Origin of the sequence: Rhodococcus jostii NBRC 16295, assembly GCF_001894825.1 — a bacterium.
Classification (GTDB): Bacteria; Actinomycetota; Actinomycetes; order Mycobacteriales; family Mycobacteriaceae; genus Rhodococcus_F; species Rhodococcus_F jostii.
This window is the reverse complement of the sequence record NZ_BCWY01000001.1, coordinates 246,600-258,902: the sequence shown is the minus strand read 5'-3', so window position 1 is coordinate 258,902 and position 12,303 is coordinate 246,600. Positions and strand designations below refer to the sequence as shown.

Annotated in this window: 10 protein-coding genes; 5 read left to right on the top strand and 5 right to left on the bottom strand. The window is 64.0% G+C overall.

The window, feature by feature from the left end:
* Positions 1-64 precede the first annotated feature (64 nt).
* The gene (locus tag RJ1_RS01220) at positions 65-1,606 is read right to left on the bottom strand and encodes an MFS transporter (protein ID WP_073358059.1); all 1,542 of its coding nucleotides are present in this window, start codon (positions 1,604-1,606) and stop codon (positions 65-67) included.
* A 503-nt stretch (positions 1,607-2,109) separates the two neighbouring features.
* On the opposite strand from RJ1_RS01220, the gene RJ1_RS01215 reads away from it, so the two are divergent.
* The 5 genes from RJ1_RS01215 (at position 2,110) to RJ1_RS01195 (ending at position 7,574) form a co-directional block, all read left to right on the top strand.
* Complete coding sequence (locus RJ1_RS01215; protein ID WP_198602261.1) at positions 2,110-2,856, top strand: ABC transporter ATP-binding protein; 747 nt, start codon at positions 2,110-2,112, stop codon at positions 2,854-2,856.
* A 79-nt stretch (positions 2,857-2,935) separates the two neighbouring features.
* Entirely contained in the window at positions 2,936-3,709 is a 774-nt protein-coding gene (locus RJ1_RS01210; RefSeq protein WP_073358057.1) for an ABC transporter permease, read from the top strand.
* Positions 3,710-3,800: 91 nt separating this feature from the next.
* Positions 3,801-4,826 carry an ABC transporter substrate-binding protein gene (locus RJ1_RS01205; RefSeq protein WP_083400305.1) on the top strand — a complete coding sequence of 342 codons (1,026 nt, stop codon included), beginning with the start codon at positions 3,801-3,803 and terminating at the stop codon, positions 4,824-4,826.
* A gap of 58 nt (positions 4,827-4,884) precedes the next feature.
* Positions 4,885-6,222 (top strand): CapA family protein, encoded by a 1,338-nt coding sequence (locus RJ1_RS01200; RefSeq protein ID WP_073358055.1) that lies wholly within the window; start codon positions 4,885-4,887, stop codon positions 6,220-6,222.
* 146 nt (positions 6,223-6,368) lie between these two features.
* Complete coding sequence (locus RJ1_RS01195) at positions 6,369-7,574, top strand: MFS transporter (protein WP_073358054.1); 1,206 nt, start codon at positions 6,369-6,371, stop codon at positions 7,572-7,574.
* Positions 7,575-7,671: 97 nt separating this feature from the next.
* Here RJ1_RS01195 and RJ1_RS01190 read toward each other — a convergent pair whose 3' ends face one another.
* The 4 genes from RJ1_RS01190 to RJ1_RS01175 form a co-directional block, all read right to left on the bottom strand.
* Positions 7,672-8,397: a FadR/GntR family transcriptional regulator gene (locus tag RJ1_RS01190; RefSeq protein ID WP_073358053.1), complete on the bottom strand. Its 726-nt coding sequence runs from the start codon at positions 8,395-8,397 to the stop codon at positions 7,672-7,674.
* 329 nt (positions 8,398-8,726) lie between these two features.
* Positions 8,727-9,695, bottom strand: a complete 969-nt coding sequence (locus RJ1_RS01185; protein WP_073358052.1) for a hypothetical protein — start codon at positions 9,693-9,695, stop codon at positions 8,727-8,729.
* A gap of 53 nt (positions 9,696-9,748) precedes the next feature.
* Positions 9,749-10,939 (bottom strand): acetyl-CoA acetyltransferase, encoded by a 1,191-nt coding sequence (locus tag RJ1_RS01180; RefSeq protein WP_073358051.1) that lies wholly within the window; start codon positions 10,937-10,939, stop codon positions 9,749-9,751.
* Entirely contained in the window at positions 10,936-12,303 is a 1,368-nt protein-coding gene (locus RJ1_RS01175; RefSeq protein WP_073358050.1) for an OB-fold domain-containing protein, read from the bottom strand. Before RJ1_RS01175 ends, RJ1_RS01180 begins: the two co-directional genes overlap by 4 nt.

Below are 12,303 nucleotides of genomic sequence, written 5' to 3'. Positions count from 1 at the left end.
CGATCCGGACGGCAGCCGGTGCTTTAGGACGGCGACGGGTTCGGACTAGATAGGAGGCCCGGGGTCAGCTCCTGTCAGCGACGGTGGGAGCCCGTCGGTGATTGTCGACGTCGTCGGCGTATCTGCTTGAGACTGCCGCCGAGACGACGTCGGGTCCTTGATCAGCACGCGGTGTGGCTGTGCCCGCGGCGCCGGCGGCCGAGGAGTCGGTACTGCTGCGCCTGTTCTTGATGGTCAGTCCCAGAATGAGCGTCGCTATGCACATTCCCGCGCACATCAGCCACACCGCATTGAAAGCCGCCCATGAGGGAGAGTCCGAGGCAGCCGCTGCATCCGTTGAGAGAATGCTTGCCGCGATCTGAGCTCCGGAAGTTGCACCGACTGCTTTGACCACGAAGTTGAGGCCGCTGAAGGCCGCAACCCGCTCAGGGGGGACGCCAGAGACAACAAGGTTCATCGCCTGGGTGATCGAGATACCGCACCCGAATCCGACCAGGAGCAACCCAATGAGAACCATGGTGAAGTTGCCGGCGGACGCCATGAGGGAGAACGCCGCTGCTGCGATGGAGACCGGCCCGACAATCGTCGCGGTGCGCTGGCCGAGTTTGCGTTCGATCCACGTGGCGAGCGGCGCGGTGGTTCCGATGAGCATGGCCGGAACCAGCATGAAGCCGGTGAGGGTCGCGGATGCTCCGAGCCCGTATCCCGTGCCGATCGGCTGCTGGATCTGCATCGGCACGGCGACGAGCATGGCGTTGATGCAGAAACCAGCCATCACCATCAGCCCTGCTGCTGTGAAGACAGAGTGGTGGGCCAGGAGGCGGACGTCGACCAGCGGATCACTGATCCGCAATTCGGCTAGGCCGAAGACGAACAGGAGGCCGAGCGCGGCCCCGAGCAGCGCCAGGAACCCAATCGAGGTCCAGCCCCAATCGGGAGCGTAGGTGAACGCGAGGAGGAGTACCGAGAGGCCGGCGCCGAGCAGCGCGCTTCCGAGAAGATCTATACGCCCGTGGCTCATGTTTGCCGGCGAGGCGGGGACGAGCCACCAGACAGCGGCAATGATGAGAATCAGAAGGAAGAACGGGAACCAGAACAACCAGCTGTAGTGGAGGTTGTCGGCGATCGGACCGGAGACGAGCATGGCGAGTGCGGTGCTGCCGAAGATGGCGCCCACCATGATTCCGTTTCCGGCCTTAGTCCGCTCGACTGACTGCGTCTCGCGCATGATTCCTACTGCTAGTGGCACCGTGCTGAGACCGAATCCCTGGAGCATCTGTCCAGCGATCAGCATCGGCATGGACGCCGACAGGGCCGACACGAGAGCACCTATCGTGACGATGACCAGGACTCCCAGCAGGACCCGCCGCTTGTCCCAAATCTCTCCGAGTCTGGCGACAATGGGCGTCACGATGGGACCGGTCAGCAGGACGCCGGTCAGCACCCAGGCGATGCTGGCACGCGAAGCGCCGAGTTCGGCCTGCAGGATCGGCAGCGCAGGTGAGGTCATCGATTCGAGCCCCTTGTAGGCGGCCACGGCGCCGATGACAACGGCGAGTATGACGCCCGCCTGGGCGCGCTGGGCTGATGGAGCAGGGGATTTCATCGGCGTTCTCCAAGACGTGGATCGGTTGAGCGCTGCGGTGAGGGATGGGCCCGCATTCTGCAGATCAGGTGTACGCGGGACGTGGAAGCGACGCATCTCCGGCCTCCAGGCGCGGGGGGCGGAAACAGAGATCGTCGACACATTGGGTGCATCCGGACTATTCGTCGCATGATTACCCAATAGAATCACGTGACCTGAGTCACGTCAAGATGCACCGTCCCTGGCGGCCCACCTCGCCGGCCACGACCGGTCGCCCCGCGCTCCCGGGCGACCCCGCCAGGGGAGTGCGCACCCGACGTCGTCGTTGACGTGACGTGCGCCACGTGCTTCTATTTGTCTAATCATGCGCCGAATGCGCCTGAAGGTGAGGAGTTACCTTGTTGCCTACCCGTTCGCCACACGCGAGCTCTAGTCCAGCCGCGGTCATGCCGCCGTCGTCAGCTACTTCTACGGATTCGAACGCGAACCGCGGGTTGAACAGTCTCAGCGTCACAGCCCAGAACGTGAGCCTGGACTTCCCAACCCGCGACGGATCGTCGTTGCGAGTCCTCGACGATGTCTCCGTACAGATCGAGCCGGGACAGTTCGTCTCACTCCTCGGCCCCAGTGGGTGCGGCAAATCCACCTTCCTCAATGCCGTCGCCGGCCTGGCGACGATCTCCTCCGGCACCCTGCGAATCGGAGGCAGGGAACTGCAGTCGATCAATGGTCGGGCCGGTTACATGTTCCAAGAGGACACCCTGCTGCCCTGGGCGAGCGCCCTCGACAATGTTCTCCTACCAATGCAGGTATCCAATCGGGTTGACCGAGCCGAAGCCGGTCGCCTTCTCGCGTTGGTCGGGCTGGAAGGCTTCGAGAACCGCAAACCTCGCGAGCTGTCCGGCGGTATGCGCAAGCGAGTGCAGTTCGCCCGCCTCCTCGCGCAAACTCCCGAGATCATTCTGATGGACGAACCGTTCGGTGCGTTGGACGCGTTGACCAAAATCGTTATGCAGCAGGAACTTCTACGTGTATGGCAGATGAACCCGAAGACAGTTCTCTTCGTCACCCACGATCCGAGCGAAGCAATCCTGTTGAGCGACCGAATCCTGATGTTCAGCGCTCGCCCCGGACGCATCGTCGAAGACTACTCGGTCGACATCGAACGTCCGCGCGGCGATCTGGCACAGATCATGAAGCGCGATGACTACCGCGAACTCTATGACGAAATCCTGCACAAACTGATGTCCGGAGGCGACGACCATGCCTGACACCGCGGTAACGACCGACAAACCCCGCGAGTATGAAGGGGAGAAAAGTCCCGGTTCGCGGACCACCAGCAGGAGAAAGATGCGGTTGGGTCCGACCCTGAAACTTCTCACCCTGCAGGTTCTGCTCCTGATCGTGGCGCTCGCCATGTGGCAGGCGGCGGTAGAGATCGGCTGGATCGACCCATTCTTCGTCAGCGAACCCACCGCAGTGATCGAACGACTGCGCGAAGTCCTCGTCGACAAAGAACTCTATGTCGATGTGGCATTCACGATGCAGAACGTCCTCGTCGGATTTGCGCTGAGCGCGGTCACCGGTGTCGCCAGCGCCTGCATCATGTACAAGTTCCCACTGCTGCAGAAAGTGGTCGACCCGTACATTCTTGCCCTCTACAGCACCCCCCGCATCGCGATCGCCCCGTTGTTCATCATCTGGTTCGGGATCGGACCGGCGTCGAAGATCGCCTTGGTCTTCTCGCTGTGCTACTTCATCATGCTGCTCAATACCTATGCGGGCCTGACCAACGTCGATCAACGGCTCATCAGCCAGGTGAAGATGATGGGAGCGAGCGATTGGTTCATCTTCCGGAGGGTCAGCCTGCCGGCGTCGGTGCCGTGGTTGCTCTCGGGTACACGCGTGGGATTGGGATTCGCCCTCATCGGCGCGGTCGTCGGCGAACTCATCATCTCAGAACACGGACTGGGCCTACGCATCTCGCGGGCGTCAGGTCTGTTCGACACCACCGGGGTCTTCACCTATCTGATCATCGTCGCGGCCCTGGGCGTGATCCTCGATCAAGCGGTGCGCCTGCTCGAAAAGTCCCTTTCCTCTTGGGGCAGTGCCACCGCCAAATAGTCAGCCACGCCTCTCGACCCGTCTGACGGCACCCGGCCACACGCCTGAAGTGCTCGCAGGCTCGTCCTCCCCAACCCGAAAGGAACACGCCATGCGAACGCGTGTTTTGCCTGTACTTATTGCCCTCTCGACGCTCTTGTTCGTCAGCGCCTGCGGCGGCGCCACCTCCCGCAACGCCGACGGCAATGCGATCAAGATCGCCGGGGTCAATTTGATGTGCTTCAGTCCCGCCTTCGTCGCCGAGAAGCTCGGCTACTTCGACGACGAAGGCCTCGACGTCACCATCGTGCCCACCGACAGCGGTGATGCCTCGGTCACGGCACTGCTCGGCCGCAGCGTCGTCGCCGTGACCACGGGCTTCGACACCCCGATCGAACTGACCGGGAAGGGACAATCCATCCAGAGTCTGGCGGGCCTCGAGATGGCGACGATCTATGCGTTCGTCGGCGGTAACACCTTTCCTCAAATCCCGCCGAACAACCCGCAGGCCTTCGTCGATGCGATGAAGGGCAAGAGGTTCGGTGTTGCCGCGTCCGGGTCCACCGGGGACAGCATCGCTCGCGGGATCTTTGCCGAGTACGGGCTCAACCCCGATACCGACGTCACCATCATCGCCGTGGGTACCGGCGCCGAAGCCAGTGCGGCCCTGCGAACAGGGTCGGTCGACGCCCTCATCACCTATGAGCCGGATCTGACCCAGATCACCACCTCGGGCACGGGACGGATCGTCTTCGACCTGCGCACCACCACGACCGAATCCACCTACTCCAAGCTGCCGACCTCGACCCTGCAGGCGACCACCGAGTGGATCAACGACAACCCCGAGACCGCCCGGGCGCTCGTGCGTGCGGTGACACGAGCGAACAACACTCTGCGCGACGACCCCGCAACCGCACTCCCGGTGCTCGAGGAGCTCTACCCCGACCTGGCACCGGACCTCGTCGCGAACATCTACAACGCCTCGCGCGATCACTTCACCTCGGAGATCTCACCGCAGACCTACGACGCGGCAATGAAGATCTACCAAAACACCGGCCTGATCACCGACGATGTTCCCTACGAGGAGGTCGTCGCCACGCAGTTCTCCGACATCTGGAATTTGAAGACTTCGGAGTAACACCATCACACCGGTCCAGTGACCCGACAATAATTAGCGGTACCCAGAAGGAGCCTTAGTGTCCACCGTAAATGTCGTCGCCACCGGCGACGCCATCGTCACCCACCGCATCTCGGCGAACCCGAATGCCAACTTCACCGCCCTCGTCGACCTGTTGCGCAGCACCGACGTGACCATCACGAACGTGGAGATGGTCTTCCCCGGCCCCGGCCGCAAGCCGTCGACCACGTTCCACGGCACGCACCTGGGCGTCGAGCCCGAACTCTTGTCCGAGTTCGAGTGGCTGGGCATCAACCTCTACGGCATGGCCAACAACCACGCCAGCGACTACGGCACCGACGGCTTGGTGGCATCACTGGAGGAACTCGAAAAACGCGGACTTGCCTACGCGGGCGCCGGCCGCACATTGCGAGAAGCCCGCCAGCCGCGATACTTCGACGCCCCCGGAGGCCGTGTCGCCTTCATCTCCGCGGGCTCGAGCAACGCTCGACTGTCCCTCGCCGCCGACCCTGGCATCGCCGACGCCGGCCGTCCCGGTATCGCCCCGGTGCGACTGCAGAAGACGCACTACATTCGGCAGGACCGTTTCGAGGAACTCCGCGAGATTCTTGCCGACGCCGGCGTCAACGTCACCTCGAGCGGCACCACCGCACCGGGTATCCATTTCCCGTACCCCGACCGCAACGTCTACGACCCGCCGCCGCCCGGTGGGATCGCCGTCGAGGGGGTTCATTTCGTCCCGGATGCGAACCCGCGAGTACAGGAAGATGCGTTGACGCGGGATGTCGAAGCACTGCAGTACGTGGTGGATGAGGCGCGGCGTCAGGCGGATCTGGTGATCGTCGGCCTGCACTGCCACGAGGGCATCCAGGGCCGCTGGAACAACGAGGTCCCGGCCGAGTTCCTCCGTCCCCTCGCCCACGGGCTCATCGATGCCGGCGCCCACGGCGTTGTTGGTCACGGCCCGCACATGCTCCGTGGGGTCGAGCTCTATAAGGGGCGTCCCATCTGCTACTCGCTGGGCAATTTCGTCTTCAACCTCGAGGTGATCTCCGCCTTCCCGCCGGAGGTCTACGAACAGCAGGGCATGGCACCGACCTCGACCACCGCCGACCTTTACGACGCGGTGACCGGGTACGCCGACCAGCCGAAGTTCTGGGAGTCGGTGGTCGCCCGCTTCTCGTACGAAGACGGTGTCCTGACCGGCACGGAGCTGCATCCGATCACTCTCGGCCGAACCGAACCGCGAAGCCGCCGCGGGTGCCCGGAATTCGCCTCCCCCGACGACGCCATCCGCATCCTCGAACATCTCGACGAGTTGTCGGAACCCTTCGGATCACGGGTGAAGATCGAACGCACCGGCGATTTCTACGTCGGCCGGATCACGTCCACGTGATCGCCAACGGAAAGTCCGGCGCCGCGTCCAGTTCGGTTCTGCGAGAGCACCAAAGCCCTCGTTGAGTCCGACTCATCGAGGCATTCCATCACCGTGCATGCGGCCGCGGCCGCATGCACGGTGATGTCTGAGAGGAGTGTCCTGCAGTGATCACGTCAGGTCCGACAACTTTCCGGGTCGCTGCCGGAGCCATCGCGGTGACCACCTCGACGGCGCTGCCGGTTTTCCTCACCGGCGCCCTGGCAGTGCAGATTGCCGAAGACCTGCACCTGGATCCGGCTGGCCTCGGGTTGGCGGTCGCGCTCTACTTCGCGGTGAGCGCGACTGTTGCACTGCCCGCCGGCCGAATCATCGACCGCTTCGGTAGTGGCGTGTCGAGCACTGCGGCAGTAGTCGGAGCGGCAGTGTTCATGTTGCTGATCGCCGGTCTTGCGCAGTCGTACCGATCGCTGCTCGTTCTTCTCCTCGCCAGCGCGTGGTGCAATGTCGTGGGCCAGCTGTCGTCGAACTCGTCGCTGGCGAGGTCGATGCCCGCGGACCGCCTGGGATTGTCCTTCGGCGCAAAACAAGCGTCCGTTCCGATTGCGACACTGCTCGCCGGAGTTGCGGTGCCGGCCATCGCACTGCCGTTGGGATGGCGTTGGTCCTTTGTCATCGGCGCCGCGGTCGCGCTGTGCGCGCTGGCCGCCACCCCTCGTGGCAGCCGGCCGGCGCGTCCACCCCTTCCAGCAGCACGATCGGCCACCCCGCTGGCTCTCGCTGTCATCGGCGCGGCGGCGAGCCTTGCCGCCGCGGCGGCGAACGCCATGACCATCTTCCTCGTTGCGTCCTCGGTGTCCCGTGGCATCGCTCCCTCGACCGCCGGGCTGGTCTTGACCCTCGGCAGCGTGATCGCACTGTTCATGCGGATGCTGCACGGGTGGCTTGCCGACCGGCGCCCGACCGGTCACTTCGCTTATGTTGCCGGAAGTCTCACCCTCGGAGCGATCGGGGTTGCGCTCCTTGCCCTACCGGGTACGGTTCCCCTCCTGGTGGGTGTCGTACTGGGCATGGGCCTGGGCTGGTCCTGGCCGGGGCTACTGCAGTTCGCGATCATCCGGCTCAATCCCTCGTCGCCGGCCACCGCGACAGGTGCCGTACAGGTCGGTGTCTACGCGGGCGGATGCCTCGGCCCACTCTGTTTCGGGTTCATCGCAATGCACTTCGGCTTCGCAACAGGGTGGATCCTCGTCGCGGGCGCGATGGTGATAGCGGCCTGCGTGTTGATGATCGGCCGACGCATGCTGCGCTCGGGCTCACCGCACAAGCGCGATGACCGCACCACTGTCGCATCAGAACACACGTCGTCCTAGTCTTGCTGCTCTCGCACTGCACGTGCTCGTGCGAACGCAGGACGGGCATGGATGCGACCGGCGTTCGCGTCGCTCCCATGCCCGATTGCTGTGGTCGTCAGTGCCAACCAGTCATCACGGACCCGAAACCTTCGGGAACATCCCTTAGCCATTGTTCTTGAGGCACGATCGGCCGTTCGAGTCGACCGGCGCGACCCATCCGCTCTTCGAAGGCCTCGAGGTGTTTCATCATCGCGCGCGTAGCGCGGGCGGAATCGCCAGCCACGATCGCTTTGGCGATAGCCATGTGCGCATTATTCGCTTCGTCGACGACCGAATCATCTATCGATTCGCTGCGAAGATGTTCTCGGAGAAGGTCATGCGGCACCATGACCAACACGCGCAACAGCAGGTTGTCGGCCAGCTCGGCGACACGCTCGTGGAAGGCGACCTCATTGTTGTATCCCGGCATCGAGCCGTGCTCGGCGAGCTTGAGCAGGCTGCACTTGTCCTCCTTGCTCGCGATGGAGGCGGCGAGGCCTGCCGCTGGCGGCTCGACCATCTTCCGATAGGTCGTCAGATCACGCAGCGGCGCCTTCGACAGTGTGAGCACCGGCGCGATTCCGTGGCTCAGACTCGACAGATCGGGCTGCGCGACGAAGATGCCGCCGTGAGAGCCGCGCTTGATGACAACGAGGCCTTGCGCTTCGAGAAGCCTGATCGCTTCTCTGACCGAGGCTCGTCCGAGACCGCTCTGCTCGATCAGCTCGGGTTCGCTCGGTAGCGCCGTACCCGGTTCGAGGCCGTAGCCGAGGATCTTGGCGCGGATTTCCTGCGCCAACATGGCCGCAGCCTTGGGCAACTTGCGGTCACTTGCGACAGCAAAAGACCGCACGGGAGTTGCGGTGCTACGTTCCCCGTTCGTACTCAGCGCAGGCATATCGGCCACACCGGACCTTTCGTCAATGCCTGTGACCGCGCAGTATGGGTGTCACCCTCTCAGCCACAGGAGTTAGGTGCATCATTCGACAAAATCTTATCATTCCCCTACCAGCAAGTCGGGTTCCGCGCGGGGTGTCTGGCCGCCCGTCAATGTTGGATTTCGAGTGTGCGGGGAGTGCAGTCGACCCGGCCGGGTCCGCGCGAGTTCGGTCCCGGCCGGGTCACCTCTGACTACTTCTCGTAGAAGTAGAGCGCACTACCGTAGGTGGGCGCGTCGACGCGGTGTTCCTGCCCCTGGTAGGTCACGACGCCGGTCGCGTGTCCGGCCCCGTAGAGACCGGCCCACTTGGCCCGCGGGTCCGGGTCATCGAAGTAGTCGCGAAGAGCCAGTCGGTTCGGGTTGCGCACCACATCGATGGAGGCGCTGCCGCCATCGCCCTCCGCGGTGAGCCGGTATCGCATCGGGTGGTCGATCTCCTCGAACCCGGGGAGCTTGGCAGTCTCCTGGATGTCGACCTCTACGTCACCGAAGTCCACCATCGACTTGCCGTCGACTGTGAACGTCAGCGTCTGGAGCTGGATGCTTCCGTCGTTCTTCCAGACCTTGTAGAAGAGCGGGATGCTGAACGGCGAGTCTCCGGCTCCGGGGATGCTCTCCCACAGACCGCGGTTGATACCCGGAGTCCAGAAGCGCCCGCGGCGCCGTTCAAGGTAGCCGGCCCCCTTCACACTGGTCGAGGTCCCGCCGCGGGTGAGCGTTCCCTGCACCGTGAAACGGGGAACGTAGTGCCAGGTGATACCGCGCAGGTTCGGCAGTGCCTCGAACGCGGGAGTCTCCGCGCTCATGTGGACCTCGAGCGACACCTCCTCGCCGTTGTGGGTGCCTTCGACGTAGATGTCGTACTCGGGGAAGGTGCCGCGGATGTACTGGTTGCCGAACTGGACGTCGACACCCGACCGCGAGGTCTTGAAGGTGCCGAGCGGCTGGTACAGCTGCGTGAGGTCGATGACCTCATCCTTGGTGTGCAGCGAGCAGATCCAGGCTTCGTCGAGCGACCCGAGTGCCGGCCAGAAGTACAGGGCCGTATCGTTGCCGGCCTCGTCGACGAGGTCGGCGTGCGCGCACCACCACTGCATCTTCGGGCTGTAGTAGGTGCCCTCCAAGTCCTGGGTCAATTCGGCTGGTTCGAGAATGGACAATTTCGTTCCTTTCGGTGATTACAACGTGAAGACGGTCTGTGTAACCGTCGTCGTCAGTGGTCCGACAGTTCCTTGCCGACAATGCCGACGAAGGAGACGCATCGGCCTGGCCGTCCGCCAAGGTTGTGGGTGAGTCCGATCTTGGGATCCTTCAGTTGCCGCGGTCCTGCCTCACCGCGGAATTGCAGCCAGCACTCGAACATCATTCGCAGGCCCGTCGCTCCGATCGGGTGTCCGAACGACTTGAGTCCTCCGTCGATGTTGACCGGCAGGGCACCGTCCGCGTCGAAGACACCGTCGAGGACGTCGAGCCATCCGTGTCCTCGTTCGGAGAATCCGAGATCTTCCATGAGCACGAGCTCGGTCGGGGTGAAGCAGTCGTGGACTTCGGCGAGCGAGATTTCTCGCCGTGGGTCGGTGATGCCGGCCTGCCGGTACGCATCGGCCGCACAGGTGACAACTTCCGGCACCGAGGCGAACGACGCGTCGTCGTCGAGGATGGAGTATCCGTTTCCTGCCACCACCGACAGCGCTTTGACGAACATCGGAGTGTCGGTGTACTTGTACGCGTCCTCGGCCCGCACGACGAGAGCCGCCGCGGCACCGTCGGCAACTCCGGAGCAGTCGAGCACCCCGAGCGATCCGGCCACCAACGGCGACCGCGAGACCGCCTCGGCCGTAACAGGAGTGCGGAACTGCGCCCGCGGATTCAACGCGCCGTTCGCGTGGTTCTTCACAGCGATATGACTGAGCGTCTTGCGCATCATCGTCGGGTCGACATCGTATGCCTGCTCGTACGCGGGAGCTAAGTACGAGAATGCCGCTGGCGCCGTGGTTTCCACCGATGTACCGTCGTCCGGCGGGTCGTTTCGGACCAGTCCGGAGAATCCGGAGTCCTTCAGTTTCTCGACTCCGGTGGCCATCACGACGTCGTAGGCGCCGGAGGCCACCGCGTAGACGGCACCACGCAGGGACTCCGACCCCGAGGCGCACATGTTCTCCACGCGCGTCACCGGTTTTCCCCGGGACTTGAGGGCGGTGGACAAGGTCAGTCCGCTGTACCCCGAATCCATCGTGCCGAGCCAAAATGCGTCCACGTCGTCCAGGGACGCATTGGCGCTTTTCAGGCAGTCGGTGGCCGCTTCGACGAGGAGATCCGAGGTGCTGCGATCCCACAGTTCACCGAATCGTGTGCAGCCCATTCCCACGATGGCGACCTTGTCGCTGATGCCATGGCTACTCACTGTGCACCGCCCTCCGCTGTTGCTTTCCACACGTAGTTGTGCACGCCACCACTGGAATGGCGGCGGCGAAACGTCATCCGCGCCGGCGCGCCGACGAACAGTGAGTCGGGATCGGTGTCGGTGATCTCCACTTCCAGCCGCCCTCCCCCGTCGAAGCCGACGACTGCCGCGACCATCGGCGGGTTCAGGGTGTACGCCAGCCGGTCCACACTGAAAGTTCGAATGGTGGCGTTCTTGTCCGTCATCACGACCGGGTCGCCGTGCTCGGTCGAGCCGCACCGGACACACACTTGTTGAGGTGGTGTCGACACATTGCCGCATGCCAGGCAGGTGGATCCCTGCAGCGCGTACTTCCACTTCACGCCGCGCATCGCGGCGGGAGCGCTGACGGTCCGCGGTTCCGGTCGTCGTGGCGGCTCCCGGTCGAGGATTCCACGCCAGGTGAGGGCATCCAGATAGCTGGGGACCACACCGGAGTCGATTGGGCCGGGGTGGAAGGCGCCGTGCACGTTGTCGGTGACGCGCACCGTGAGTACATCGCAGCCGTCGGCCAGGCTGACCGCGGTCAGCGTGTGCCCGCTACTGGCGGCGGCGAGTGCATCGGACAGCTTCACCAGCAAATCTGCGGTGCCCGCGTAACCGACCCCGTCGAGGGTGTGGACGGTACCCAGGGCGGAGAGTTCCTTGCCAGCCGCCTTGGTTAACCGTGCCGAGGGTGCGCTGACCACGACCTGATCACAGGTATCGACCTGGGAGTCTTTGAGAGCATCCGAGAGCAGCGACAGGTACCGCGAGACCGGGAACCGGTCTTCCGACTGACTGATCCAGGGCTTTTTGGGGTCACGCCAATGGTCTTGGATCTCCTCGGTCATGCTCACGGAGCCGGTGATGACTGCCGCCGCAGAGTCGGCGTCACCAACCAACAACGCGGCACCGGCGTCGCCGTGCAGCAGTTCGATGGGTGAACCCGGCCGGGAGGTGTTGATGTCGCCGGCCAGGATGAGTGTTCCCGGTTCGGCGGACAGCAAGACACCGAGCACCGACCGAAGCGAGCCTCCGGCGTCGTAGGCGGGCACATTGGGATCGAGGCCCAGTGCGGCGTGCGCCGCACTGGCGTTGTTCTTCACCAGGTAGGGCGCCGTCGTGGAGCAGAAGACCAATGCCTTGGTCTGTCGCAGTGCATCGGTCGGCAGTCGGCGGGCCGCCTCGATCGCGAGGGTGAGGGAATCTTCGTCCGGCCCGGCAAGGCTGCGTTCGCCGCGCCCACCTTCACGGTTGTGGCTTCTGGCTATTTCGGCTCCGGTCAGCCGGTAGCGAGGAAAGTAGCTTGCGGCCGCGCGGATCCCGATTTCGGTCTTCACCAT

What these genes read in the sequence shown, in the direction of transcription:
- RJ1_RS01220 (WP_073358059.1), bottom strand. Translation starts at nt 1,606, where the DNA reads ATGAAATCCCCTGCTCCATCAGCCCAGCGCGCCCAGGCGGGCGTCATA.
- RJ1_RS01210 (WP_073358057.1), top strand. Translation starts at nt 2,936, where the DNA reads ATGCGGTTGGGTCCGACCCTGAAACTTCTCACCCTGCAGGTTCTGCTC.
- RJ1_RS01205 (WP_083400305.1), top strand. Translation starts at nt 3,801, where the DNA reads ATGCGAACGCGTGTTTTGCCTGTACTTATTGCCCTCTCGACGCTCTTG.
- RJ1_RS01190 (WP_073358053.1), bottom strand. Translation starts at nt 8,397, where the DNA reads ATGTTGGCGCAGGAAATCCGCGCCAAGATCCTCGGCTACGGCCTCGAA.
- RJ1_RS01175 (WP_073358050.1), bottom strand. Translation starts at nt 12,303, where the DNA reads ATGGTGAAGACCGAAATCGGGATCCGCGCGGCCGCAAGCTACTTTCCT.